Below are 26622 nucleotides of genomic sequence, written 5' to 3'. Positions count from 1 at the left end.
TGTGCGCGCCCGCACACTCTGCAACCCTTTCTGTTTTATAGAGTTCAGGAAGGCTACCACAGGATATAGGCCTGCTGAATAACCCTGTACACTATACTCTCAATAAAAGACGCTATTCTGATAACCTGTGGTACTTTCAGTGTTTTTCTAGGTTACCGGTTTTGGCAGTTTGCGAACTTGCATTCAGGATTATCAATGCTCTCTATCAATCCGAAGATTCCACTCGCTCTGGCTCTTGTTGCGGGGTTGGCCATGGTGGGGGTTACCGCATGGCAGGGCTATAGTTTTTGGCAAGCGCAAAGCCAACAAACGGCGCAAAGCCAAAAGGCAATTACGCAACCCTTAACCGAAAAACGCAGCGCGCCAAACGTTGCACTGTCATCGTTAGAGTTTTTTGGCACAGCACAACTTGATGGAACGGACATAGAGGAAGACACCGAGGACTTACCCGAAACCAACCTCAGAATTTTTCTCCGTGGCGTCTTGGCAGCCGACGGCGACTTCCCCGGCAGTGCGCTCATTGAAGATGACAAAAGCAAAACAGATGTTTTCCTTGTGGGTGACGAACTTCCCGGCAATGCAAAACTCCGTTCCGTGCACGCTAACCGCGTTATTCTTGACCGCGGTGGAAAATTGGAAAACCTGTATTTCCCGGAATCCGATGACAACTCCGGTGTAAGCTTTTCTGCTGACGTTGGCAGCACCTCGCAATACGAAGAACCAGTCGATACCACTAACACATCTACCCAACCCTCAGCCCCACCTGCAGCAAACAACCAGCCCCGCCGCGAAGAAATACGCAAGCGCTTGGAACAGCTTCGGGAACGCCTGCGCAGTAACGGTTAATGTCGGCAAATGACACCTGCAATGTCGCCATGAGACATGCGTGAGCGCTGGCTATACCGATAGAATGCAATCCATTCAATTAGAAGGGAGTGTATTTTGATGCGACGTTGGAACGGTTGGGGCGAGGAAACATTCAATCTGGAGCTCCCGGCACAGGGGCAGAATTTTCTTGCAGAGCGTGTGGGTGCAAGCCACGCTCTTGAAGACGTATCTCTGGAGTCTGTCTGCGCTAAGGTTCCGGAGTCACGCCTACCGGCTGACGACACGGTTGCTAAGCTCATCGACACCAGTCCAGAAACTCGCGTGCGCCACGCCCGCGGCCAAAGTTTGGCAGACTGGTTGGCCATGCGCAGTGGCGAGTTCGGTGTTTTTCCAGATGGCGTTGCCCGCCCCGAAACCAGCCTCGACGTGCAGAACCTACTTCACTACGCACAGGCGCATAACATCGAGCTGATTCCATACGGCGGTGGCACCAGTGTTGCTGGGCATATCAACCCGCTGGCAGGCGATAAGCCTGTGCTTACAGTGGATATGGGTGGCATGAACCGCCTCATTGACCTAGACAGGGAAAGCCAAATCGCGACCTTTGGTGCGGGTACACCGGGGCCTCTTGTTGAATCCCAGTTGCGGGCTCATGGCTACACACTCGGGCACTTTCCCCAATCCTTTGAGCTCTCAACCATTGGTGGTTGGGTGGCCTCGCGGTCGAGCGGTCAGCAATCCTTGCGCTACGGGCGCATTGAGCAATTGTTTGCCGGCGGTCAGATTGAAACACTCAAAGGCACTCTGGAGTTGCCCACCATTCCGGCATCCAGCGCTGGGCCTGACATTCGCGAAATGATTCTGGGCTCCGAGGGCCGCATTGGCTTGATCACAGAAGTGAAGGTTCGGGTCACCCGCCTGCCAGAACAAGAAAGTTTTCACGTTGTATTCTTCCCGGATTGGGATAGAGCGCGCACAGCCTGTCGAAAATTGGTTCAAAACCGCACTCAGCTTTCCATGCTGCGCCTCAGCAACGCCATAGAAACCGAAACCCAGCTGGCCTTGGCCGGGCATCCACAACTCATTGGCATGCTTGAAAAAGTACTCTCTCTGCGCGGCGCGGATGAAGGCAAGTGTATGATGACGTTCGGTCTCACTGGCAGTAAACACCAGTGCGCCAGCGCCAAGCAAGAAGCCAAGCGTATCTGTTCAGAATATAAAGGTGTTTACACAGGCACACGGCTCGGAAAGAAATGGGCGGAAAAGCGGTTCACCATGCCGTATCTCAGAGAAGCGTTATGGCAGATGGGCTACGCCGTAGATACGTTAGAAACCGCCACCGACTGGGACAACGTAGACACATTGTTGGGCCTTATGGAAAACAGTTTGCGCAACGGTCTTCAAGCCAGAGACGAAAGCAAAAACGAGCGCACCCATGTATTTACCCACCTGTCCCATTTTTACGGACAGGGCTGTAGCATCTACACCACCTATGTTTTCCGTGTTGCGGATAGTTACGAGGAGACGTTGGCCCGCTGGAAACATCTGAAAAACACCACCTCAGAACTGATCGTCCGTAACCGCGGCACCATTAGCCACCAGCACGGTGTCGGCAAAGACCATGCGCCCTTCTTGCCGGTGGAAAAAGGTGAGTTGGGAATGCTCGCAATCCGTTCCCTGTGCCAAACCTTCGATCCGGAAGGCATTCTCAACCCCAAAACCTTGTTGGAGTGAGCGGAGTGACCCAGATGAAGCGTCGAGACATACTGCTCAGAGAGCTTCAAAGCGGCCGCCATACCTTTGATGTTGTGGTGGTGGGAGGCGGCATTACCGGCGCGGGTATAGCTCGAGAAGCTGCCGGTAGCGGCTTGAAAACGCTGCTTGTAGAGCAAAAGGACTTTGCCTGGGGAACCTCCAGCCGCTCCTCGAAAATGGTGCATGGAGGCCTTCGGTATCTGGGCAGCGGGCAATACCGGCTTACCAGAGACGCTGTTACCGAGCGGCAAAGGTTAATGGCTGAGGCGCCCGGGCTTATAGAACCTCTGCGCTTCATCATGCCGCACTTTCAACGCCAATTCCCCGGGCCAAGACTGTTTCAGATTTTGCTTCGGATTTACGACTGGATCTCCCGTTCCAAGTCCCGTCACTTTCTGACTCCGGGCGAAACGCTGCAATGGGTACCCGGCCTCAATACCGAGAAAATGACGGGCGCCAGCGGCTTTACCGACGCTGTAACCGATGATGCTCGCCTGGTGCAAAGGGTTATCGCAGAGGCTCGCCACGACGGCGCCTGGTGCTTGAACTACCTTAAAGCCGCAAGAGTAATCCGCACCGATGGACAAGTCAGTGGCCTTGAGCTTCAGGCCGAGGGCAATGCCCAACCGTTTACTGTTGATTCGCCGCTGGTTATCAACGCCACCGGGGTTTGGGCCGACCGGCTCCAGCAGCCGGAGAGCGACGAACAGCCCATGACCATACGACCACTGCGCGGCAGCCATCTGGTTCTTCCGTGGCAGACGTTGCCGGTTTCCTGCTCTGTTTCCCTGTTCCACCCGGATGACAAACGCCCGGTTTTCGCCTTTCCTTGGGCCGGCACAACCGTATTAGGGACAACGGATCTTGATCATAAAGAAGATCTGGATATAGAGCCGCGCATCAGCAGTGAAGAAGTCGATTACCTCCTGCGTATATCGAGCAGATTATTCCCCAGTGCCGTAGTCACCAAACGTGATGTTCTCTCAACTTGGGCAGGCGTTCGGCCGGTTGTTACCTCTGCACAAAAGACGGCGGAATTCAAGACGCCGTCCAAAGAAAGCCGCGAGCATGAATTCCGGGAAGACAAAGGCTTAATCAGCATCGCAGGCGGCAAACTCACTACCTTTCGCCTGATCGCACGAGAAGCCCTTACCCGAGGCATGAGCACTAAAGATAGGCTGCGGCCAGAGCGTGACCCGGTATTCCGACCCACGCCTTCACCTGAAAAGCCCGGCAATATAAGCCATCAGAATTGGCAACGGCTAGTCGGGTTTTATGGATCAGATCTGCCCTCTGTGCTAAAGGCTGGCCCACTGGAACCTGTTCAACCAGATACGGCTTCCGGCCCTATACCGGGCGAATTGCTTTGGGCTGAAGTAATTTGGGCCTGCGAACAGGAGAGCGTAACGCATCTGGATGATCTGATGCTACGCCGTACCCGACTTGGCTTAATCCTTCCCCATGGTGGAAAGCTGTTGCTTCCAAAACTAAGACAATACTGCCAAAGCGCCTTGAGCTGGGCCGATGAACAATGGTGCGCGGAAGAGGCCCGATATCTCGCCCTTTGGCGCGAAGCCTATTCTCTCCCGCTCCAGCCGGGGTCGTCACATGCCTTCTGATCCACTGATTCTGGCTATCGATAATGGCACCCAAAGCGTACGCGCCCTGCTCTTCGATACCCGTGGCAACCTTATTGCCAAAGGCAGGCAGGAGATTCAACCCTATTTTTCAGAGCAGCCGGGCTGGGCGGAACAGCACCCGGAGTATTTCTGGGAAAACCTAGGCAAGGCTTGTGATCAGCTTTGGGAGTCTACAGACGTCACGCCAGACAGAGTCGCGGGCGTTACCCTCACAACCCAGCGCGGCACCGTGATTAACCTAGACGAACATGGCAAGCCTCTACGCCCAGCGATTATCTGGCTCGACCAGCGCCACGCTAAAGTCGATGGGCCAGTTAAAGGGCCTTGGGGTTGGCTCTTCAAACTGGCACGACTTGAAGACACCATTAACCGCTTTCGGGAAAACACTCAGGCCAATTGGATTGCCCAAAACCAGCCGGAAATATGGAAAAAAACCCGGCATTTTGTCTTGTTGTCAGGCTACTTAAATTATCGATTGACCGGCGAATTCCGCGACTCTACGGGTAGCCAAGTGGGCTATCTACCGTTCGACTACAAAAGACATCGCTGGGCTGGCAAGCGGGATTTCAAATGGAACCTTATGCCAATAAAGAAATCCATGCTGCCTAAACTGGTTAGCCCTGGCTCTACCCTCGGCCACTTGACCGCAGAGGCCGCTAAACATCTTGGCGTAAGAGAAGGCTTAGCAGTGATTGCAGCTGCTTCTGACAAAGCCTGTGAAATACTAGGATCGGGTGGCTTAACGCCGGATATCGGCTGTATGAGCTACGGCACAACCGCTACGATAAACGCCACCAACAAGCGCTATGTGGAACCGGTTCGATTGATGCCTCCTTACCCTTCCGCCTTGCCCGGTCATTACTCCACAGAAGTGATGATCTATCGTGGGTTCTGGATGGTGAGCTGGTTCAAGCAGGAGTTTGGCTTACGGGAGCGCGAACTTGCAGAGAATCGCGGAATCGAGCCCGAAGAGCTGTTCGATGAACTCGTGCAAGCCGTACCTGCGGGCTCCATGGGCTTGATGTTGCAACCCTACTGGTCACCCGGCGTGCGCCAACCCGGGCCGGAAGCCAAAGGTTCCATTATCGGGTTTGGCGATGTGCACACCCGTTCGCACATTTACCGGGCAATTCTGGAGGGGCTGGCTTACGCGCTTCGGGAAGGTAAAGAAAAAATTGAAAAACGCAGTGGCGTTAAAATTCGAAAGCTCCGGGTAGCTGGCGGTGGCTCCCAAAGCGACGCCGCCATGCAGTTAACGGCCGACGTATTCGGCTTACCCGCTGAGCGCCCCCACACTTATGAAACCTCTGGACTGGGCGCAGCCATCGATGCAGCAGTGGGACTTGGCCTGCACCCGGATTTTGAAACAGCTGTGGCGGAAATGACCCGGGTGGGCGATGTATTTCAACCCAACCCGGAAGCGCGGGAGCTTTACGAAAGACTCTACTCTGAAGTTTACTTGCGTATGTACCCGCAGTTGCAGCCCCTGTATCAAAAAATCCGGGATATCACCGGCTACCCGAAATAAGCTCTCTGGATATGTGGAGGCACTTCCGTGCCCCTAGGTGCAACTTAAAGCCGCGGAAGTGCAGTTCCTTCGGGAACTCGAATTTCAAAACCAGATTTTAAAGTGAGCGTCTCGCCCGCAGGTATTTGTCGGTCCCAGGCCAGAACACCCTTTTCATCATCAACATCTCGCTCAACCGGCTCGCTGATGTCCAACGGTTTAACGGTCAGAATGTCTTTTTGAGATACAGGGAGCCTATCAAAAACCCGTACCTGCACAGCCTGTGAGTGATGGTTTGTAATCTCAAAACGGTTTTGTCGGCGCTGAACATTTTCACTTTTCCACATGCCTTCCTCACCGGTACGTTCAAGCTCGTTCACTACGGCTACCCGAACACCCTCATCTACCCCGAATCCGAGGGTGAGTTCTTCACCGTTCGTTAACGCTGGGAGCTGGGTTTCACCTAGGCTCTGGCCCTCTCGGTACAAGGTAAGCCGCCCGGCCGGTATGGGTGTTTCAGATTGAAATTTACCCGTTGCATGGAGGTAGCCGGTTGCATCCATTACTGGCGCAGTCCAAATGGCAACTTCAACCGGGATCCTATGCTCCGCAACCGTTAACCGTTGGCCCGAAGTGCCGCTAGGAACATCCACTGGGTGTGACAAACGATAGCTTTGGGTGAATGTGCTCTGCCTTTCAACAACCGCTGCACTCTCTAACTCCATCCCCATAAGCGACTCCGCCTGCATATCAGCCATAGGCGCGGACGCCTTTGAACGGAACGCCAGCGGCTGCTCGGGGCTGACTACCCACGAATACATTAGTGGCATTGCCGTTCCCCTGCGGGCATTTGCAGTTGCAAGGCGCAGGTCCACGCCGTGCCAATCCATTCCGGTGGACTGCTGAACAACGGCCAAGTGTTCTAGCGCGACCTCACCACCAGTTTGACCCTTGAGTTCTGTTTTAAGGCGGGCGCTGTATTCGCTCCGCCACCGCGCTTCCGGAGTCTGAAACCTGAGGGTTACTTGCAGCTCACCGGATGCCGGGGCCTGATAGCGTAAACGTACTTGCTTGGTTGCCTTTGCGCCTTGTTTCACTTGGGACAGCTCCCGAGTTAAGCGGTCTCTCAGTGCGATATCATCTGTCATTCTCGCGCGAATAGCCCTTATCTCCCCGAGCGCACTCTGTGTTGTATCTTTCAAAGCGACGGCCATGTCATTCAACTCTGAGGCCGAGAGCTCATGGGGCGATTCAGCAGCATTGCTCATAAGTGTTACCTGCTGATTCCACGCTTGAATCAAGTCCTCTTTTTCCTGAATGTGCAAGGTAACCTCTGCCAGCTCCTTGCGGATTCGCCGGGTTTCATCCGCAACGAACTCTGCCTGCTCCATTCGGCTGACCTGAACCTGCTGGATTTGCAACCCGCTAATACCACTTATCTGAACTTGCAAAGTCTGGTCCTGAAGGCTGACGGGCAAGCCCTCAATATTGAGGATTCCAGCGCCGGAACCTACCTGCTCAGGTTCCTCCCAAGTCAGCTCAGCATGCGAGGGGTATAAGATGGCAGAGGTAATCTCTGCAGAAGCCAGCATGGGCGTCATCGCAATGGTCAGTGCAAATAGGCTGTGTTTAGTCATCGAAACTTTCCTTTTTTTTACTCACCCGGCTCTGGCACATCGTGTTTGCTCGCACCTTGCTCCCTTGCAAGCTCGCGCGCGCGGTTACGGTCGTCACCATCTTCGGCCAGAGGTTCTTGATCTTGCCCTCTCGCCGGAGCGAGCACCACCTGAGTCAATAACGGAAAATGGTCGGAACCGATGGAGGGAAGCCGAGTAATGGATGCGAGCGTAAAATGATGGCTGTGGAATAGATGATCAAGAGGCCAGCGCAACAACCGATAATCTGCGTGAAAAGTACTGTAAAACCCGCGCCCTACTCTTGGGTCCAGTAAGCCGCTGACTTTTCTGAACAAGCGGGTTGTTGGCGACCAAGCTACATCGTTGAGATCGCCGGTAACGATAATCGGCTCTTGGCTGTCGGCCACACTTCGCCCGACAATAACCAGTTCCGCATCCCGCTCTTTCGATTCATCATTTTCTGTGGGGCTAGGCGGGGCCGGATGTACAAAATGAATACGCACCTTATCGCCGGTGGATAGCTCAACCAATGCGTGCATCGAAGGCACCTTCTCCTCGATTAGAAAGCACACTTGCGTTTCGCTTAATGGCAGCCGCGAAAAAACATGCATGCCATAAAGGTTATCCAAGGGGCACTTGATGGTGTAAGGCATGTCGCCTTCCAACGCCGCCAGTTGATTTTCCCACCACTGATCCGATTCCAGCGTTACCAATACATCCGGCTTATGCGTCTCGACCAGCGTGAGCAGGGCTTCTGCGTTGCGGTTAGGGGTAAGCACGTTGGACGTAAGTATGGTCAAAGTGCGCCCAGGGTGCCTGTTGCGAGCGTCTTTGACCTCTTTCCGCCATATTGCCGTGTACGGCAGAATCCACCAAAGCTGGGCGAGCAAGGAACTCCCCGCGGCAACAACCAGCGTTTTGCTCAGGGGTTGCGTCAGATCCAAAAACACCCATTGAGCGACGAGTAATAATGCCGCCAAAACCGCCAATTGAAGGCGTGGAAAATCAAAAACCCGAATGCTCCAGTGAGGATTACGCCAGAGGGGCAAGAAGGTCGCTACGGCAATGACCGTTGTGAATAGAGAGAAAATGATGGATAGCATCGGATCAGTGTAGCGCAACGCCCGGGACATTCGCACTAGGACGTTGCATCAGAAAGCCCAGCTTGGCCCTAGAAGGCTTGGTCTTGATAGCGTTAATAATTGATCTTTATCAAATCATAATTTTTCGAAACAGGCACCTTGGCCAAGACTGCAGAAATAGACCATTCTTAAATGGCGTTCGTTGATCGAGAGGGAAATCATATATGAAGAAACTACCTATACTGTTAACTGCCTTGGGACTCGCCGCCTGCTCCGGTTTCGCGCTTGCCGAGGCAGATGCAACAAGGGGCGCTGCATCCGCCGCCGTGTGTATGGCTTGCCATCAAGCAGATGGTAGCGGCATGAACATCCCCGGGGGTGAGTCTTGGCCTAGGTTGGCAGGATTGGACGCAGCCTATATCAGCAAACAACTACACGACTACAAATCCGGGAAGCGCAGCAGTGCCAGCATGATGCCTTTTGTGAATATGCTGGACGATCAGAAAATTGCAGATGTCGCCGCTTATTATGCCGGTCTGCCTGCTACCAAAGGTAAAGGCAGTGAAAGTGCTAACGAGGCAACGCTCAAGCGCGGACAACAATTGGCGGAGCGTGGCGACTGGTCGCGTTACGTTGTTTCATGCAAAAGCTGCCATGGTCCCGATAACCAAGGTGCTGGTGCTGTTTTCCCGGGCATTGCCGGTCAACACGCAGGCTACATAAAAACCCAGCTGCAAGCGTGGAAAGCAGGTACCCGAAAAAACGATACGCAAGACCTGATGGGCTCCATTGCTCGCAGAATGAGCGATGACGATATCAATGCAGTCGCGGCTTGGCTTGCTAGCCAGAGCGCTTCGGCCAACTAAGAGGGTTTTCACATCATGATTCGCACTTTTAGCTACGTTGCGCTGTCGGGAACCCTATTGTTTTCCGCCACTGCCGCAGCGACCGACGACACTACGCAACAGTACATCAATACGTTGACAGAACTGGGCTACCCGGCTCCCAAAGCAAATGAGTTGGTGCATATCCCACCTACCATGGAAGATTTGGAAAACGCCAGCCTTCACCCTGAGCTGAAACGCGTCATTAGGCGGGGCTACGATCTTTTCACCAACACCCAACAACTAAGGGGCGAGAATGTTTTCAACAACATGAACTGTTCCAGCTGTCACATGGGTGAAGGCCGCATGCCCTTTAGTGCCCCGGTTTGGCCTGCAGCGGTGACTCTTCCCAACTATCGTGGAAAGAACGACCACGTGAACAATCTAGAAGAACGCATTGCAGGCTGCTTTACCTACTCAATGAACGGAAAACCCCCGGAGTACGGCAGTGACAACATGCTTGCACTGTCTGCCTACCACCAATGGTTGGCAAAGGGAGTCGCCATGTACCCGGAAAAACCCATCTACGGCAGGGGCTTTCCCGCGCCGGATCGCCCTGCGAAACTGAGCTATGCTCGCGGAGAAGCCGCATTTGATGAGAATTGCTCTGTTTGCCACGGTAACGATGGCGAGGGCTTGCGCGTAGGTAACCACACAGTTTTCCCTGCAATTTGGGGGGATATGTCGAACAACTGGGGTGCGGGCATCGTGCGGGTATTCACTGCAGCGGGCTTTATCAAAAACAACATGCCATTAGGCCAACCTAACAGCCTGAGTGATCAGGAGGCGTGGGACATTGCCTATTACATGAGCAATCAGGAACGACCACAAGACCCACGTTATACAGGTGATGTAAAAGACACTTTGGAAAAGACACAGGAGCGATTCCACAAGCATTCGATGTATGGACAAGCCCGGGAAACCGACGGACATGTTCTTGGGGATCATAACAACACTGGAGAGAAGCCATTCCTCAAACCAGATTCGGTTCGCCCAAGAACCTTTGAATAGATATTGGTTGGGCGCTGTGCAACCACTTGTGTAGCGCCTTAACGTTTAGTGTTAAGTTGCCCACTCAATTAATTGTTTTACCAGTCTTTTACCCAAACTTACCTGCCCTTCCATTGGTTGAGCAAGCTCACCAAGTTTTTCGACACGCAGCACACCCATTGAATCTATCTGATAATCATTTACAATCGCGCTCTAATTTTATCAGGAGAAAGTGACAATGGCTGCCCGACACACCGTTTCTCGAACCCTTTTAACTTTGGCCATAGCTGCGCCATTTGCAGTGCATGCCTCATCAACGTCTCTGGATGAACTGGTTGTGGTTGGCAGCCGCGCGCCAGCTCAAATAAGCCAGATTCCCGGTTCTGTTTGGGTTCTTGAGGGTGAAGAATTGGAAGAGCAGCTCCACGCTGGTCAGGACCTGAAAACGGTCATCGGTAAACTGGTGCCCAGCATGGATTTGGCACCCGAGACCCGAACCAACTATGGCCAGAATATGCGCGGTCGAAGTGTGCTGGTAATGATTGATGGCGTGTCTCTCAATGGCTCCCGCGGGCTAAGCCGGCAATTCGACTCTATCGACCCATTCAACATAGACCGCATAGAGGTGCTTTCCGGTGCTACGGCAGTATACGGTGGCGGTAGCACAGGTGGCATCGTGAATATCATTACCAAGAAAGGTCGGGAGGGAGAGGCTCGGTTCAGTACGGAAGTAGGTGCTTCTAGTGGCTTCAATAATACTGAGGATCGGCAATTTCGCTTCGGCCAATCCATTTCCGGAGGCAACGACACTCTCAAAGGCCGGCTCGCCTTTGCAACAAAAGACAATGGAGCAATGTACGATGGGAATGGCGATGCCATCATGCCAGATATTTCCCAAACAGATTTGCAGTACAACCGCAGCCTCGACGTAATGGGCAGCACCCAGATTCGCATCAATGAGAACCAGAAACTCGACCTGACAGCCCAGCTATACAATTCCGGCTACCGTGGAAATCAAGGGGCTTGGCTGGGGCCTTACCTTGCCGAGATAAATAACCCCGAAATCCGCAAAGGCTTCTCTAGCGACCGGGATCCCCAAACCGACCGGTACATGTTCAATTTGGCGTGGCAACATCTGGATTTTCTGGGTCACACAGCGTACTTACAAGCTTCGATGCGTAATGAGGAGTCCAGCTTTCACCCCTACCCTTATCAGCGCGCAACCTTGCCCCAAAGCTACTTCGGCGCATCTCAACAGAATACCCGTCAGTACCTAATAAAAGGGCTTTTGGCAAAAGACTTTGGCAGCGTTCGGCTCAATTACGGCATAGATCTTGATCGCGAAGACTTCTCTGCTAATCAAATGATTTTCGACAACGCAACCGCGTTTCCGAGCGGCGGCATGACATTTGATGAAGAATTTACCATCGATCGCTATCCGGACTATCGTGTGGAAGGTATTGCTGCCTATTTTCAGGCTGAATGGCAGGCCACCGAACGGCTCCAGCTGAATGCCGGAATTCGGCAGAGGCATGCCCGGCTTGATATGGAAGACTTTATAGGCACACAACAAGCAGTCGAGGTTGAGCGTGGCTTGGTAACGAGTGCCGATACGATTCCGGGCGGCCAGAACGACTACGATGTCACCCTGTTAAACGCCGGTGCTATCTATAACTTAAATGACGACCAACAAGTTTGGGCTAATGTGAGTCAGGGTTTCGAGATCCCGGATCCCGGCAAGGTGGCTGGTCGCGGGAACTATAGCCTGAATGATGGCCACTATGTTCTCACCGACTCTCTGAACATTGATGACAACACGGTACCGGGGTTGAAAACCAATCAGGTGGAGCTTGGTTGGCGTACTTACCAGGTGCAATGGGATGTGCAGGTAGCCGCATACTACACTTGGTCGGATAAAGAAGCAGTAACCAACCGAACTACGCTCACAGTAGATGTGGTTGATAACAAAACCCGGGATTACGGCCTTGAGGGCGCTCTCACCTGGCGAGCAAACCGGCAATGGTCTTTCGGCGGAACAGCCCACTACGCGCGCTCCGAAGTAGAAGATGCGAGTGGCGATTGGCAAAAGAATCTCGTAACCGCCGCGAGCCTTCCTAATGCCACAGCTTTTGTTCAGTGGAGGGACAACCAGAACTCGGCCCGTCTCCAAGGCTCCCATGCGTTCGGTATTGAAGACGATGCCGGCGATGAAATAAACGGGTTTACAACATTCGACTTACTAACGTCGCGTGAGCTGCCTTTGGGTCGTCTCAATTTCTCCATCACCAACTTGTTGGACAAGCAATACGACACCGTTTGGGGGCAGCGGGCTCAGCTATTCTATGGCTTCGAAAAGCTCTTCGATTTCAAAGGTCAGGGCCGAGCCTATACCCTATCCTACTCCGTGGACTATTGATGGCATGTTGATTGGTAAGCGCTCAGGGCTCGTGCTGCGAGCCCTCGCTTTTCTGCTGCTGAGCTTCTCTGCTAGTGCGGACAGTCTGATGCTGCACAACGCCGGCGACTTGAAACAGGGCGTGCCCCCAAAGCGCATTGTGGCTTTGAACTGGTGGTTGGCAGAGCATTTGCTGGCGCTGGGCGTTACCCCAATAGGCGTGGCGGAAATAGACCGTTACCGGCAATGGGTCGTGGAGCCGAAGGCGCCGGAGTCTATAAAATCTGTGGGCCGACGTCAGGCCCCGAATCTAGAAGCCATTCGCTCTCTCAAGCCGGACTTGATTTTGGTTTCCGGGCACTTAGAAGCAGCGGTGCCTGCTTTGCGAGCCATCGCGCCAACGTTGGTGCAAACAACCTACGAATCCGGTTCGAACCCGTGGGTCAAGGCTCGTGAACACCTGCTCGCTTTAGGAAAAATACTTGACCTTGAAGATAAGGCTCGAGCTGTTATTGCGCAGGCTGAGCAGGATCTTGCAGCCACCCGAGAGCAGCTTTGGAAGACTGGATTAGCTGGGAATACCGCTTTTATTGTCCGATTTCTAGACGACCGGCGTGTGCGTGTTCACGGTGCCAACTCCATGTTAAACCAAGCTCTAGAACAAGCTGGCCTCACCAATGCGTGGCACCAACCTACCAATCTATGGGGTTTCACTCCGGGAACCATTGCAGACTTGGGCGGCCAGCCCGATGCTTGGTTAATCTATATACGGCCGTGGCCGGAGGCAGATAGGGAGCGTCTGCAGGAAAGCGGCCTCTGGCCTTATCTTCCCATGGCACGCAGTGGTCGAATAATTGGTGTTGGGCCGGTTTGGACGTTCGGCGGCGTGGTGAGCGTACCCCGTATGGCTCGCATGCTGGCGGACCAACTGTTGCAAGGTGCTCAGGAGCAACAACCATGAAGCAACTTGCTTTACAGCGCCAGCCTCAGCTTTGGCAGCTTCTCTTAGTGGTGTTAACACTGTCGGCAGGTGTGTTCTTATCTCCTGCTACTAGTTTGGAAAATTTGTTGCGCTTACCCGGCGCTCTTGTACTTAATCAGTCTGCAACTTTTGAACAAGCTGTTCTGCATTACACCCTGCTACCACGATTAACCATCGCCCTGCTAACCGGTGCCGCACTTGGGTTTGCGGGAACACTCGTGCAGCAAGTCTTGCGCAACCCCTTGGCCGCTCCAACCACACTAGGCGTCGCGGCTGGCGCTCAGCTAACGTTGGGGTTAATCATGTTGATGGCACCCTCGCTTCTCATTTGGCGCGAAATCTGGGCCATGGTTGGTGGGCTCGCGGCTCTTGGCTTGGTTTTGTTGATGGGGGCTAGGCGCGGGTTCGATCCGCTATCGCTTACCCTTTGCGGGCTGATTGTAAGCCTTTACCTAGGGGCGATAAACACGGTGATTTTGTTGTTCAATCAGGAACAACTTGCTGGGTTATTCATTTGGGGAGCCGGGGAACTCAGCCAAAACGATTGGCACAGCACTCTTGCATTGCTGCCCCGTTTGCTGATTGCAGCTGGGTTGGCGCTAGCTCTCTTGCGCCCGCTGCAAGCGCTGGATCTAGGAACCGAGGGAGCAAAATCGTTAGGGTTGTCTCCAAACATTATCCGCATTCTAGCGTTGACTCTGGCGGTCTATCTCACAGCTCTTACAGTAAGCCATGTGGGCGTGGTTGGGTTCATTGGTCTGGCGGCGCCGGCTATTGCTCGATTATTGGGCGCACGAACGCTGCGCCAACGCATGCTTACCAGCGCCCTTACCGGCGCGTTAGTTTGTTTGATCGCCGATGGCATAGCCCAACAACTCACTTTTGTATTCAGACACATGTTGTTCCCAACCGGCGCAGCCACAGCATTGATTGGCGGTCCAGTATTGTTATGGGTATTGACCCGCAACCGGTTAATGTCCGCTCGACCATCCCAGCCGGCATCTCTGGCCACAACCCGGCGTGAGTTCTCGAAAACTGGCTTCCTGTTGTTGTGCTTAATCACTCTGGGCAGTTTGGCAGTTACATTGTCGCTCGGCCCCACATGGGAAGGCTGGCGCTGGACCAGCTTCGACGGAGAGAGTGCACTCCTAGCAATGCGCCTGCCGCGAATGATCACAGCGCTAATGGCCGGTGGGCTGCTTGCAGGTGCTGGTGTCATTGTTCAAAGATTGACCCGAAACCCCATGGCTAGCCCAGAACTACTAGGTATTAGCACAGGCGCGGCGTTAGGCATGGTGCTATTAATTCTTACGGTTGGCAGCGGCAGCCGCACTTTGCAGATTCTGGCCGGAGGTGCTGGCGGAACTTTGGTTCTGCTGATGCTGCTCATACTGAGCCGGCGAAGCGGCTTTTCTCCGCAGCGCTTGCTCTTAGGTGGTATCGCTCTTTCAGCCCTTTTAGATGCAGGTATTCGCATGATTTTGGCGATGGGCGACGCCCAATCAATCATGCTACTTAACTGGTTGGCGGGTTCTACTTGGCTTTCTGGACAATCCGACGCTTGGACCCTTGTTATTGCAACACCTATCCTCGCACTGATGGCTGTTCTAGCAAGTCGATGGCTAGACCTTCTGCCCTTGGGCGACACTGCCGCCAGCTCACTGGGCTTGCCACTGGCACCGGCTCGACTGCTACTTCTATTGATTGCGGCGCTTATGACCGCTGCTGCAACGCTGGTTGTTGGCCCCTTGTCGTTTGTGGGTTTGATGGCACCGCATTTGGCACGGCTTTTAGGTTACCAACGCGCCTTACCACAACTTCTAAGCGCCTTTGTTATTGGCAGTTTGCTGATGCTATGGGCCGATTGGCTGGCGCGCTCACTGGTGTATCCCCATGAGTTGCCCGCGGGTTTGGTAGCCACTCTGATTGGAGGTGGCTATTTTCTGGTACGGATGTACCGAATGCCAAGTCGCTGTTAATGCCAACACGTTGATCCTGACCACTCGACACTACAAAGAGAGATCGAGCCATGTTCGCACTGAGTGCTACTAGCTTTAGCTTGGCAGACAAAACGCTTCTTCACCCTATCGACCTTAAGGTTGCCCCAGGCCGGATGGTAGGCCTGATTGGCCACAACGGGTCTGGTAAGTCCACACTATTGAAACTTCTGGCGCGCCAACTGACACCTACCGCAGGTCAGATCACTCTGGAGGGCAAGGAGTTGCATCGTTGGGGTGACCGTTCTCTTGCGCAGAAGGTGGCGTATCTGCCGCAGCAACCGCCCGCAACGGATGGTTTGACCGTTAAAGAACTGGTTCGTTTTGGGCGTTACCCGTGGCATGGCGCATTGGGGCGTTTCTCCCATGAAGACGCACAACAGGTAGAAAGAGCCTTAGCACTGACCGACACTGAACGTTTTGCAGGCCGTAGCGTCGATGAACTGTCTGGTGGGGAACGCCAGCGAGTTTGGCTAGCTATGCTGCTAGCTCAAAATGCCCGTTTCTTGCTGTTGGATGAGCCTACCTCTGCTTTGGATGTCGCTCACCAAATTGAAGTGCTTTCTCTGGTGCGTAAATTGGGAAAGGAGTTGGATATAGGCGTTGTAGTCGTGCTACATGACATCAACATGGCAGCCGGATTTTGTGACCATTTGGTAGCCTTGCACGGTGGGCGGCTGCTAACGGAAGGCACACCTGACGAGTTGATGAACCAACAAACTCTGAAAGATATCTACGGGGTAACTATGTCCGTACTACCGCATCCTCACCGGGAAGGTGCTCGCATCGCGGTAGCATAGAGCTACAACCCATTGCCGCATTTCAGTCTGGTAAAAGCGCTCCTTTCGGAGGACGCTCTATCAGTGGACAGTTCTGGCAAAGGGGCAGATTCGGCAACCGATAGCGCAAGCAACATTGTTGTCGCTGGCGCTGTGGTTCTATCCCTGCTCCTCGTTCTACGTAACGAACCGGATTTGCCATTGGGTTCGAAAGGCCGTTCGGTCGCTTAACCAACTTTACAAGTTGCTGACCATCCAACAGGAGGCTATCTGGTAATCCTGCTGACTCCAAAGTGCGGATAAGCCACTCGAAATAATTGGCCGCATTGTTCCAGAGTACACGGCGTGAGATCTTTATGTGGGTACACCAGCCCTCGATAAGAGGCGCGAAATTTAGATCCAACAAGGCTCTGAAACGCTCAAAAGAATCCAAAGGAGCCGTTTGAAAAGGCCCTCCCTCATGGGCTAAACGGAATGCCTCGGGCAACCCGCTTTCATCTAGAATCACTTCTACCTGATCAAGAGCAACGGGCAAATCATGCCCAGACATTAAGTTGGCGACCACCACAGGCACAGTGAGTTTTGCGAAATAGTGCTTGGACCATAACGAAATCAGCGCGCGCTGGTCATCACCCGATTGCGAATCCCGGTATCGAGAGAGCAGCCGAGCAACCCCCTCTTCTGAGGCCAGATCACTGGCAGGTACACCCACTCGTTGATCCTGACCCTTCAAAACTAGCGCATCTCGGTAGCGCTCCAACTTACCGGTAAATAAATGATCGAGAGCAGGAATGGCCATGGCGTATCTACGTGATCCTTTGGCGTTACCTCTTTAAGAGGAAAGGTGATCTGGCAATTAATGATAATACGAATGTTTATCATTATACACGCAAGCATCATGTTGATGAACTCATTTCCAACGGATGGTCTTCATGTTTGGCCCTGAAAGGGTGAGATTTTAAGGCCAATACCACGCAAGAATTCAGCAGTGTCTTATACTGACTCCAACCCACTGCTTATGGCCTGATTATGGAAAATCGAAATAAAATTATTACAAGCGCTTTGTTGCTGCTATCCAACCCTTACGCCTTCGCAGCAGTCGCCGTCGACGACTATTACACGCTTAATGTCCAACAGCCCGGTGTGACAACCTCTTTCGCACCGGCTCTCAACGATATATTCGACGATGGCTTTACAGGCTTCACCCTTGCAGATTTTGAGCTCGTTCAAGGTCAGGGCATTATTCGAACCAACTCTGATGGTTCCTCTTTCGAGCCTGCTCAAGGTTTTATAGGGACCGCAGAGATTCGTTACATCATAGAGGACAACTCTGGCTCGGATCAGGCCTCGGTGTATATTGAGGTGACCAATGATGGTGCCCCTATTCAGGCTGTTCGAGATACTTTCTATCTGCCAGAAAATACTGGCGCTGTTACCCTGCCCGTTAGAGAAAACGATTGGTTTGAGTTTGTTGCCGGGTTTCCGGCCTTTATAGCGAGTACGAGTGGCAATACCGCACAAGGCGGAACAGTCACTACCAGTCCCAATAGTCTGTCTACTGTTGAATACACCCCCCCGGATAATTTCATTGGTGTAGACACTTTCAACTACACCTTGGAGGGCCCTGGCGGAACCTCCCAAACGACGGTTACTGTCAACGTTGGCGTAGAGCCGGGACAAAACGGCGTTGCCATGCCAGATAACCTGACACCCGAAGAAGCCAGCACCTTCGCTGTTGTTGTGGAAGCGTGTGAACAGGAGAGCACCGGCATACCCTGTGAAGACATAGCCGATCTCACCCCTGAAGAACAAAAACAGCTTGCGCAACAGCTTTCAGGACAGCACGCCAAGTTACAAGTGCGGGCCATGCGGCAACTGCAAAGACAGCAGTCCAGCAACATAAACGCGAGGCTAAAAGAGATTCGCGCGGCCCGAAACCCCATCAGCATCGACGGCTTAAACTTGGCGGTAATGGGGAAAAATCTACCCTTAGCTCAGGCTTTGCAGGGTGGCCTAAGCGGTGGTGGTGCTGGCGACAGTGTTGTTGATAGTGATGGCCCTATTGAAGGCGACAGTTCTGCTGATGACATGAGTGCGGATGATAGTAATGGTGTAGGCGATGGAGAGGGCAACAGTGAATGGATCAGCCCTTGGGGTGCCTTTATCAATGGCAAAATCAGCGTTGGTGAAAGCAATGAAACCGCTAACCGCCCGAGCTATGACCAAGATGGATATAGTGTGACACTCGGGCTTGACTACCGATTCAGTGACACCATAGTAGTCGGCGCTGCTGCAGGGCTGGGTGAGTCTGATACGGACTTTACTTCAATGCAGGGGCGTCAAAATGCCCAGTCGTTTTCTCTTGTCTCTTTTGGCAATTACTATCCTATCCCGAACCTGTATATAGATGGTTTGGCCATGTGGACACAGGGCGACTTGGATGTGAGGCGTGAAGTGAACGTCGCCAGTATCCAACAACAGTTGACTTCAGACACAAGTAGCCGAAGCCTGACCGCTGCTACAAGTATTGGCTACGAATTTAACTATCAGCGCTGGCAAAATACCCTTTACGGTCGTCTGGAATATTCCGACTTGAACATTGACGGTTATACCGAAAAAGGCGGCAGCCTTGGGCTGACATTAGGTAAGCAAAAAACCGATAGCTTAATCAGCGCTTTGGGCACTCGGGTTGGGTATGCGTTTAGCTGGAGTCGAGGCGTTCTAATTCCCTCCGTCGAGCTGGAATACATCAAAGAAAACAGCGACGACGTTAATATCAGGAATGAGTTCACGCAGGCTGTCACAGCGGGCAGTTTCAATATCAATGCCGATGAGCCAGACACTGAATACATGAGCCTGAGCACTTCGGTATCCGCTGTGTTCAGTGGCGGACGCTCGGCGTTCATCCGCTATGAGACTCTGCTGTTACAGGACAGCTACGACTTTAGCTCATATTCAGTAGGGTTTCGTGCCGAATTCTAACGGCCTAAACCAAGAGAAGATCGCTCACTTTTATTGTGAGCGATCGTTTAAAAGAAGTTCGTTACAATGAGTAAGACAAGGCCAGCCGCGGCAGCAGTCGCTATAAAGGCAATAGCGGCGGTTTTAATATCGGTGCCAGACACTTTCGTCGGGCTGCGAGACTCAACCATAGGTTCCGGCTGTTGTTCGCCTTCCGGCAGCATAAATGCACACTCCACACTGCCAAAGCACACAAGATCACCACTGGATAGATAGCCTGTTAGACACTTTTTACCGTTAGCGTAGGTGCCATTGGCCGACATGAGATCCACGACTTTCCAGCGACCTGCGTCATTGATGATTTGTGCATGGGCGCCAGACACGCTCTCATGGTTCAGCATTACATCGGAATTCGGTGAGCGACCGATCTCCCATTGGTTTTTACCCTCCCCAATGAGCTGAAAGCGCAATCCCACAACCGGATCGCTCGTGCCAATCAGTGTGGGCTCGTCCACTGCTTGTTGCGGGATCTTTTGATCCTCACTGTTAGGCTGTAATCCCGGCAACGAATCCTTGGAAAAAAATGCGGTGCCATCAACGCTTTGCTGGTTATTGAGAACCCAAGAAGGCGGCGCTTTGGAATCACCTGCTTCCGGCTTAGAGTCATCATCGGGCACTTCTTTGGCGAAAGGCGCCTCTTCAGGTACCTGAGCTTCTTCCTTATCCAAATCACCATGCAGTAAAGTCGCATCGGGATCGGCGCTGGCACCGTACAGCAACGTCGCATCCGGATCTTGTTCCACCACGGGGGCTTTGATGAAGAGCGTGAATATCGATTGGCCAACCTGCAGCTGGTCACCTTCTTTGAGCAAGCAAGCTTGCTCAATGCGTTCACCATTCACAAATGTACCGTTGGTGGACCCGCTATCCTCGACCCACACCCCTTCTGGGTCTGGAGTTAAAACGGCATGTTGTCGGGACGCACCACCTTGGTCCAACACGACATCGCACTCAGCGCTGCGCCCCATTTTCAGTTGTTTAGCAACCGGCAGCTGTTGCTCACCGTTCACAGACCGGAGAAGAAATATCAGGCTGTTTTGTTGTGTTGTCATGGCTCGCCTAACTCACTGACTATGAAAAAGAGGTTGTTGGCTACTCTACCCGCTAAAGTGCCAGAGTAAGCCAATCGTTAACACCAAAACAGCAGCGCCTGCTCCCAATAGAATGGGTAACAAGGAATTCCGTTGTGTTGCAGAAGATGTCTCAACGTTTGGCTCATCAAGCATATCATCCGCCACATGCAGGTTTTCTGCTATCAACACGGTAACGTTATCCTTGCCGCCTGCCTCAAGCGCTTCAGCAATCAGTTCATCCACTGCCACCGCACTGAAATCGTCAGCGCTAAGAGCTTCATTCAGCGTATTTTCAATAGAGCGGTCATCCAGCTCATCTGTCAAACCGTCTGAACATAGCAGCAAACTATCCCCCGGTTTCCATGCCACAGTGGTCAGTTCCGGCTGCGGAGCGCTGAGCCCCAAACACTGGGTAACCAAGTTACGCTTGGGATGGTTGCGGGCTTCCTCCTCAGTAATCTTACCTTGGGAAAACAGCCAGTGTACGTAGGAGTGATCTCTGGAAACCCGCCTGAGGCCAGTATCACGGTTGAACAAATAAGCTCTTGAGTCGCCAGCCCAGCAAATGCTCAACTGCTTGGGCTCCAATTTAGCCACAACAACCGCTGCACCCATACCCTTGCTCTCCGGATGAACTTTGGAGTGCTGCAGAATGCGTGTGTGGCATTCCATTAAGGCGGCCACAAGTCCTCCAGCCGAGGGGTTCAGCTCACCCAGAGATTCCACAATAATAGCGCTGGCCACTTCGCCCGCAGCGTAACCTCCCATACCGTCAACCACAGCCGCTAACCCAGTTGAGTCATTGCTGTAAAATGCATCTTCGTTCTGTTCACGCACAGCCCCCGGATGTGTTTTACCCAATAATCGAAACATGGCTGCGGTCTCTTATGGTCTTTTATTGTGTTCAAGCAGGCTGCTAAGGCAAAACTCTCGCTAATGCCGCACAGGCCGTGGCAAAACGCTTCGGCTTAAATTCGTTTTCATCACCCAGACTGGCAAACACTTTGTCCAATTGAGTTGTTATCTTTTTCCGATCCCCTAAGGAGTAGGACAAAGATTCTAAAGCGAGAAATGCTTGCTCCGCACTACTGTAATCAGCGTAACGGCCCCGTGCGCTGTTATCGGCAATACGCTGGCGCAGCGCCTTAATGGTCTCGGGGCTTGGTGGTTTGCGTTTAAGATTAGCGGCCAACTCAACGAGCTGTGCGCGCAACTTTTCTGTTGCGATGCCAACAGCGTTGGGTGTGTTGTGCGCTTTGTGCAAATCCCGCACCGAACTGGCGTATTTTTCGTAGCTAGCCGGTGCCGTAGCTTTAATAATAACGGCCACCATATCGAAGCTGTGATCCATCAACCGCAGGCTTCCCATAGGCAGCTGGGAGCTGAAATCATCAGGCCTGCCACGGCGGGGGTTCATACCTTGATGGCAACTATGGCAGTCGTATATAGACAGCTCTATCAAGCCTCTACTCAAGCTTTTTCCAAGGTTATGAGAGTCAATCAGGGCGAGCTGCCGTTTCGCCATTTCCACTTGCCCTACAGCCCATAAATAGCCCACCGGGTGATCGCCTTTGCGGGCAATATAGTCTTCGTCTACTTGATAATGTGCGGGCTGGTTAGCTGTGAACGTGTCCAGCTCGAAGCTTAGGCGCGGATGGCCCGCCGCCATAATGGCGTGAGTGGCGAACTTGTCTTTGGTGCCCATGTGACAGGATAGGCATAAGTCCGCGCGGGCTATCGGATCCGACAAAGGGTAAAGCCCGTTATCAAGATTATCTTGATGCGTCACATTCGGTTCGGTGTGGCTCCTTAGCCAGTCTTCCGCACCTCCGTGGCAGCCCTCGCAGCCAACGCCATCGGTCAGCTGGAATTTGGGGCCACGCCTAGCGCTAGGTACGTGGTCTGTATGGCAATCGAGGCAGATAGTCGCATTCTGGGCGTTGGCTAACCCCAGTGCTTTCGCCATGGCCTTGGATTCGGGATTGCTCAGCACACGGTAGGCCCGTGAGTGAAAATCCGTGGTAGACCAGAGCCGGTATTCGTTAAGTTGCACATTGCCGTCTGTCTGAGCGGACGTTTTGCCGTGGCAAATAGACGATGCACAGGTTGCGACACCCATATGCTTGTAGTCGTCGTTCTGTGGCAATGGCCCGGCAGTTGCCGACGCCGCACCCAACACCGCGCTCATGGTCAACAATATCAATATTCTTGTTATTCGAATAAACCCGGCCATTGTTTGCTCTCAGTGACGATAAAACGGCGAACGCAAAGTAAGGAGCCCTGCCCTAATCCTTTACGAACCACGGTTCTCCATTTTCATCGAGATAAAGCTTTTCCATCTCGCCTTTATTCAAAGGCCTTGAGCCTTTACGGCCAAATACCGCAATCTGGCCGCCGGTTTCATCCACCCCCCTATCCCGATCAAGCCCGCGCGACAAACTTAGGGCTGGCGACGCTGTGGGGTAGCTGGCGATAAACTTCGGCACAGGCTCCGGGCTAAAGCCATAGAAGTTCGGCTGCAGCTCGGGCGAAGTGAGCTGAACAATCTGCAAGCCATTTTTGCCATCAGCAACATAGGCAAACAGTGAAGCATTGGTGGCACCAACAACCACGTCGCGACTGTCGCCCAAACGCCCGCCTGCATCAAACTGCACGTGCAGCTTGGGCTGCTCCGGGGATTCAATATCCACAATCAACAAACCTTCTTTGCCAGCGGCAATATAGGCGTAGGTGCGGGACAGGTAGAGCTTTTGAGCATCTTTGATCCCAAGCCTTGCTTCAGAAACGAGTTTTGGCTTATCCGGATGGGTTACATCAATTACCTGCAAACCCTCCGCATTGGTGACAAACAGGTAGCGGAACTGCAAGGCACTGGCACGCACATCTTGCATGGGCACCACGGCGGCTACTTTGGGTTTGAGCGGGGCGCTTAGGTCCAATATCACCATGCCTGCATCTGCGGCCACATAAACATAGTTTCCGCCAATGGTGAGGTGTTTTGCGCCTTTGAGCACACCGTTTTCATTCCACGTCAGTGCGCGCTTGAGCTTATTATTGGTGGGCTCTCCATCCATGAGCGTGTCTATATCCACCAGAATCAGACCTTCTTCTGTATCGGTGATCAGCGCGTAATTATAAATAGGCGCAAAAGGCTGCTCCTGGTTGGTCTTGCGCATTAGCTCGCCAGTGTTTAACGAGGGGCGAATGGGTTGATTACTCGGCAGAGCCACGCAGCTCGCGTTTGAACTGGAGATGTGGGTGTCGTGACCCAAAGGGCTAGCCGGTGCGGTAATGATGCGCTGGGAGACACCTTTGTTGGCGATAGACGCAATATCGTAAACACGGAAGCCGCTCGTGCCTTCGGCAACATAGAGATACTCGCCTCGCATTTGCACACACTGGGCCTTGCCGGAGCTGTGCGTATAGGCTGTTTCCAGGCGCTCATTATTGTCTTGATGATCCTTAAACCAGTCCGGGTAGGCATAGCGGTGCAGATAGCTGCCAATCACCGCTTGCGGCTCGTCCCATTCGGTGACTTCCACACCGGTAACATTCGATTCGGTGCCGAGCCAAGCGTAATAACCAATAAAGTTAATGGAGTTAGTACCCATCACCAGCAGTTGCGACATGATGGCATTGTTGTCGTTGGCCTCAGCCAAATGGCAATTCGAACAGGTTTTGGTTTCCGTTTTGCGCGTGGTGTGGGGGAAATGAGGGTTAAATGCCTGTGAACTGTAACCACTCGCTGCGATAGGTGGCTGCTGTATATAGATTTTTTCGCGGTTGGCATTTTCGGATGAAAGCACAAGGGCAGAAGACGAGCGCACGGGTGCGTACTTTCCGCCTTTGCCCGGAGAGTGCTTGCCCAACAAAAACATTTGGTCGCCAGCGACTTGCGGGTTATAGCTGGCAAAGTTGCGTGTTTCGCCGCCCTCATAGTGGTGCCGCTCGGTCTTTTCATTGGCTTTTATGGGCAGGTGGCAGCCGCCGCAGGTATTGGTCCAGGAGGTATGGCAGGCATAGCATTCCATCTTGTCGTTGGAATGGGCCAGATCTTCCACGGGTACGTCAACGCCGAAGTGCTGCACGGTTACGTCGTTACTCATGAGTTTGGCCCGAGCAGCCTTCTCGTTGTAGTCCGCGCTGGTTTTGCTAACGCTCTTCTTCACCAGACTGACTTTCCATTCCTTGTCTGGGTACATGATTGAGCGTTGGTAAAGGTCGTTATTGATCCACTCAAACCGTCGCCGTCCATCGGGTGTTCGCATCAACGACATATCGGTGCCACCTTCGAGCGCGGCTGGCCCCGAGGTAAACAGGTTGGGAAGCTCCTGTGCGGTGCCGTGACAATCTTTGCACCCGACTTCTACAGCCATAGCCACTTCACCATATAGGTATCCGTTTCCATGGTTGTCCTGCGAGAAGTGGCAGTCCGCGCAATGCATACCCGCGTCTAGGTGCGTAGACGTAAGATGAACCGCCTTTTTGAATTTTTCCGGGTCATCATTGGTGACGATCTCACCGTCTTCATCCAGCAAGTGCCCTTTGCGATCTCGCTTGAATACCGCTCGGAAGTTCCAGCCATGGCCGTGGTAATCGGCAAATTGGGTATCCTGATATTGATCGTTGTTTTCCCAAACCTTCTTCAAGAAATCCAGATCTGCCCACTTTCCTCTTGGCGCTGCACCTTCGGGGTTGCGTTCCAGCACTTTCCGGCGTTCTTCCGCCGTTGGATACTGCTGCTTTTCCGGCCACATAAAGGGTGCGTCAGACTCGTAGTCCCACATGGTGTAGCCCAAAAAGGTGTTCATAAACATATTGGGCTGATGCATGTGGCAACTCATACACTGGCTGCTGGGTACAGCCCGGGTAAATTTGTGTTCCAAAGGATGGCCAGACTCGGCTTTGTTGATGGTGGGGTCTTTAGTGGCAGTTTTGCCATCGTGCCCGAACTGCGCGTACGGCCCCGAATGAGCAACTTCACGATCGTTGGCGTACACCACGTGGCAGGATGCGCACCCGGAGTGACGGTAGTCACCTGGCTGGTCATTCGTACCAATGAACCAGGTAAGTGGATCATTCAAACGGGTCTTGGTGATGTTCAGCAAAGGCACAGCAATCCTCTGCCCTGTTCCCGGCCCGCGGTTTGACTGTTTGAAATCTGGGCGGCCGGGCTCTTCCAAGCGTTGAATCAATCCGGGCGCATTGGGTAACCCTGTTTCGGGAAACAGGGTTCCGATATTACGACCGCCATCCTCGAACACCCTGAAGATGTCGCCCGGTTTAACCGTTTCCCAAGCAGCCAGTGGCATTAATTGCGGCACAATTCCCATAGCTGCCGCTTCATCTTCCAGATCTTCGGGTATCTTTGGGCCTTTCAGAACCGTTCCTACGCCGTCACGGCTATAGGACTCACCCATAATGGGATCTTTGTACGGCAGAATACCGTTATTGTAGGAAGCAGCCGCCCAGAACATTGCTGTGGTGCTGTGCAAACTGCGGGTTGATGCTTCAACAATCCCCTGATGGCAGGCTCCACAGGATTCATTAGCAACACGCAAATCCGAAGGATTAATAAAGCGCACAAATTCCGGGCTTTCTTTGTTCAAGAGCGTGTAAGTGCGTTCGGGGTTTCGACTGGTGGGCCAGGCATCCGGGTAGCGAGGTAAAACGTGGGCTTTTTGCATCGTGGATTTGTAGGTCAGGTTGCTCAGGTTGGCACCCTGAACTCCTGAGAATGTGACCTCTGGATTGCCTCCGTGGCAATCAGCGCAGCCTAGCTTCACCGACTCGCTAACATGCATGTTCTTGGCATCGGAGTCTGTATGGCAACTTACGCACCCAGCACTTTTAAGCTCCACATCACTATCACTTTGGGTAGCCGGTGCATGGGGCGCAGTAACGTACTGCCGGTCGATTTTCTCATATTGGCTTGAACCATAAACCAGAGTACTCGCAGCTCCCAGCCCGAGCAGCACTGCGCCCATTACGAGTATGTTGCGAACAGCATCTAATCGCCAGAATCCATTTTGCATAAGAGCCGCCATTATTT

18 protein-coding genes are annotated in these 26622 nt (G+C 53.0%); 11 read left to right on the top strand and 7 right to left on the bottom strand.

Features of this window, described 5'->3' with window-relative positions; genetic code table 11:
• The first annotated feature begins 195 nt into the window (after nt 1–195).
• The 4 genes from FE845_RS10820 (at nt 196) to FE845_RS10805 (ending at nt 5751) form a co-directional block, all read left to right on the top strand.
• Complete coding sequence (locus FE845_RS10820) at nt 196–846, top strand: type II secretion system protein N (protein WP_200364410.1); 651 nt, start codon at nt 196–198, stop codon at nt 844–846.
• Between the two features lie 99 nt (nt 847–945).
• On the top strand, nt 946–2562 hold the full coding sequence (locus FE845_RS10815; RefSeq protein ID WP_200364408.1) for an FAD-binding oxidoreductase: 1617 nt from the start codon (nt 946–948) through the stop codon (nt 2560–2562).
• 14 nt (nt 2563–2576) lie between these two features.
• Nucleotides 2577–4202, top strand: coding sequence for a glycerol-3-phosphate dehydrogenase/oxidase (locus tag FE845_RS10810; RefSeq protein WP_200364406.1), 1626 nt, complete (start codon nt 2577–2579; stop codon nt 4200–4202).
• Nucleotides 4192–5751, top strand: coding sequence for an FGGY-family carbohydrate kinase (locus FE845_RS10805; protein WP_200364404.1), 1560 nt, complete (start codon nt 4192–4194; stop codon nt 5749–5751). Before FE845_RS10810 ends, FE845_RS10805 begins: the two co-directional genes overlap by 11 nt.
• 44 nt (nt 5752–5795) lie before the next feature.
• Here FE845_RS10805 and FE845_RS10800 read toward each other — a convergent pair whose 3' ends face one another.
• Together FE845_RS10800 and FE845_RS10795 are read right to left on the bottom strand one after the other, a co-directional pair.
• Nucleotides 5796–7367, bottom strand: coding sequence for a DUF4139 domain-containing protein (locus tag FE845_RS10800; RefSeq protein WP_200364402.1), 1572 nt, complete (start codon nt 7365–7367; stop codon nt 5796–5798).
• 17 nt (nt 7368–7384) lie between these two features.
• Entirely contained in the window at nt 7385–8470 is a 1086-nt protein-coding gene (locus FE845_RS10795; protein ID WP_200364400.1) for an endonuclease/exonuclease/phosphatase family protein, read from the bottom strand.
• Between the two features lie 203 nt (nt 8471–8673).
• Here FE845_RS10795 and FE845_RS10790 point away from each other — a divergent pair, with 203 nt between their 5' ends.
• From FE845_RS10790 to FE845_RS10765, 6 genes are all read left to right on the top strand, one after another.
• Complete coding sequence (locus FE845_RS10790) at nt 8674–9315, top strand: c-type cytochrome (RefSeq protein ID WP_200364398.1); 642 nt, start codon at nt 8674–8676, stop codon at nt 9313–9315.
• A gap of 15 nt (nt 9316–9330) precedes the next feature.
• Nucleotides 9331–10344 carry a c-type cytochrome gene (locus FE845_RS10785; protein ID WP_200364396.1) on the top strand — a complete coding sequence of 338 codons (1014 nt, stop codon included), beginning with the start codon at nt 9331–9333 and terminating at the stop codon, nt 10342–10344.
• A 217-nt stretch (nt 10345–10561) separates the two neighbouring features.
• Complete coding sequence (locus FE845_RS10780; RefSeq protein ID WP_200364394.1) at nt 10562–12739, top strand: TonB-dependent receptor; 2178 nt, start codon at nt 10562–10564, stop codon at nt 12737–12739.
• A gap of 4 nt (nt 12740–12743) precedes the next feature.
• Nucleotides 12744–13679, top strand: coding sequence for an iron-siderophore ABC transporter substrate-binding protein (locus tag FE845_RS10775; RefSeq protein WP_200364392.1), 936 nt, complete (start codon nt 12744–12746; stop codon nt 13677–13679).
• The gene (gene fhuB, locus FE845_RS10770; protein ID WP_200364390.1) at nt 13676–15679 is read left to right on the top strand and encodes a Fe(3+)-hydroxamate ABC transporter permease FhuB; all 2004 of its coding nucleotides are present in this window, start codon (nt 13676–13678) and stop codon (nt 15677–15679) included. Before FE845_RS10775 ends, fhuB begins: the two co-directional genes overlap by 4 nt.
• Nucleotides 15680–15729: 50 nt before the next feature.
• A complete protein-coding gene (locus tag FE845_RS10765; RefSeq protein ID WP_200364388.1) occupies nt 15730–16497 on the top strand; it encodes an ABC transporter ATP-binding protein in 768 nt (255 codons plus the stop codon).
• Nucleotides 16498–16519: 22 nt separating this feature from the next.
• Here FE845_RS10765 and fhuF read toward each other — a convergent pair whose 3' ends face one another.
• Complete coding sequence (fhuF, locus tag FE845_RS10760; RefSeq protein WP_227714261.1) at nt 16520–17275, bottom strand: siderophore-iron reductase FhuF; 756 nt, start codon at nt 17273–17275, stop codon at nt 16520–16522.
• Nucleotides 17276–17505: 230 nt separating this feature from the next.
• On the opposite strand from fhuF, the gene FE845_RS10755 reads away from it, so the two are divergent.
• Nucleotides 17506–19458, top strand: coding sequence for an autotransporter domain-containing protein (locus FE845_RS10755; protein ID WP_200364386.1), 1953 nt, complete (start codon nt 17506–17508; stop codon nt 19456–19458).
• Nucleotides 19459–19505: 47 nt separating this feature from the next.
• Here the strand turns inward: FE845_RS10755 and FE845_RS10750 are convergent, their stop codons facing one another.
• From FE845_RS10750 to FE845_RS10735, 4 genes are all read right to left on the bottom strand, one after another.
• Nucleotides 19506–20549, bottom strand: a complete 1044-nt coding sequence (locus FE845_RS10750; RefSeq protein WP_200364384.1) for an FHA domain-containing protein — start codon at nt 20547–20549, stop codon at nt 19506–19508.
• A gap of 45 nt (nt 20550–20594) precedes the next feature.
• A complete protein-coding gene (locus FE845_RS10745) occupies nt 20595–21443 on the bottom strand; it encodes a PP2C family protein-serine/threonine phosphatase (protein ID WP_200364382.1) in 849 nt (282 codons plus the stop codon).
• 43 nt (nt 21444–21486) lie between these two features.
• Nucleotides 21487–22758: a cytochrome c family protein gene (locus FE845_RS10740; protein ID WP_227714288.1), complete on the bottom strand. Its 1272-nt coding sequence runs from the start codon at nt 22756–22758 to the stop codon at nt 21487–21489.
• A gap of 97 nt (nt 22759–22855) precedes the next feature.
• Entirely contained in the window at nt 22856–26605 is a 3750-nt protein-coding gene (locus FE845_RS10735) for a hypothetical protein (protein ID WP_200364378.1), read from the bottom strand.
• Nucleotides 26606–26622: the final 17 nt, after the last annotated feature.

It is taken from the genome of Marinobacter sp. 1-4A (assembly GCF_016597725.1).
In the GTDB taxonomy this organism is placed as follows: Bacteria; Pseudomonadota; Gammaproteobacteria; order Pseudomonadales; family Oleiphilaceae; genus Marinobacter.
Note: the sequence above shows the minus strand (reverse complement) of the source record. Positions and strands in the feature narration are given on the sequence as shown.

Coding starts and splice junctions, on each gene's coding strand:
- FE845_RS10755 (WP_200364386.1), top strand. CDS start 17,506: ATGGAAAATCGAAATAAAATTATTACAAGCGCTTTGTTGCTGCTATCC.
- FE845_RS10745 (WP_200364382.1), bottom strand. CDS start 21,443: ATGTTTCGATTATTGGGTAAAACACATCCGGGGGCTGTGCGTGAACAG.
- FE845_RS10790 (WP_200364398.1), top strand. CDS start 8,674: ATGAAGAAACTACCTATACTGTTAACTGCCTTGGGACTCGCCGCCTGC.
- FE845_RS10765 (WP_200364388.1), top strand. CDS start 15,730: ATGTTCGCACTGAGTGCTACTAGCTTTAGCTTGGCAGACAAAACGCTT.
- FE845_RS10810 (WP_200364406.1), top strand. CDS start 2,577: ATGAAGCGTCGAGACATACTGCTCAGAGAGCTTCAAAGCGGCCGCCAT.
- FE845_RS10805 (WP_200364404.1), top strand. CDS start 4,192: ATGCCTTCTGATCCACTGATTCTGGCTATCGATAATGGCACCCAAAGC.
- FE845_RS10775 (WP_200364392.1), top strand. CDS start 12,744: ATGTTGATTGGTAAGCGCTCAGGGCTCGTGCTGCGAGCCCTCGCTTTT.
- FE845_RS10820 (WP_200364410.1), top strand. CDS start 196: ATGCTCTCTATCAATCCGAAGATTCCACTCGCTCTGGCTCTTGTTGCG.
- FE845_RS10795 (WP_200364400.1), bottom strand. CDS start 8,470: ATGCTATCCATCATTTTCTCTCTATTCACAACGGTCATTGCCGTAGCG.
- FE845_RS10785 (WP_200364396.1), top strand. CDS start 9,331: ATGATTCGCACTTTTAGCTACGTTGCGCTGTCGGGAACCCTATTGTTT.
- fhuB (WP_200364390.1), top strand. CDS start 13,676: ATGAAGCAACTTGCTTTACAGCGCCAGCCTCAGCTTTGGCAGCTTCTC.
- FE845_RS10780 (WP_200364394.1), top strand. CDS start 10,562: ATGGCTGCCCGACACACCGTTTCTCGAACCCTTTTAACTTTGGCCATA.
- FE845_RS10815 (WP_200364408.1), top strand. CDS start 946: ATGCGACGTTGGAACGGTTGGGGCGAGGAAACATTCAATCTGGAGCTC.
- FE845_RS10750 (WP_200364384.1), bottom strand. CDS start 20,549: ATGACAACACAACAAAACAGCCTGATATTTCTTCTCCGGTCTGTGAAC.
- FE845_RS10800 (WP_200364402.1), bottom strand. CDS start 7,367: ATGACTAAACACAGCCTATTTGCACTGACCATTGCGATGACGCCCATG.
- FE845_RS10740 (WP_227714288.1), bottom strand. CDS start 22,758: ATGAGCGCGGTGTTGGGTGCGGCGTCGGCAACTGCCGGGCCATTGCCA.
- fhuF (WP_227714261.1), bottom strand. CDS start 17,275: ATGGCCATTCCTGCTCTCGATCATTTATTTACCGGTAAGTTGGAGCGC.
- FE845_RS10735 (WP_200364378.1), bottom strand. CDS start 26,605: ATGCAAAATGGATTCTGGCGATTAGATGCTGTTCGCAACATACTCGTA.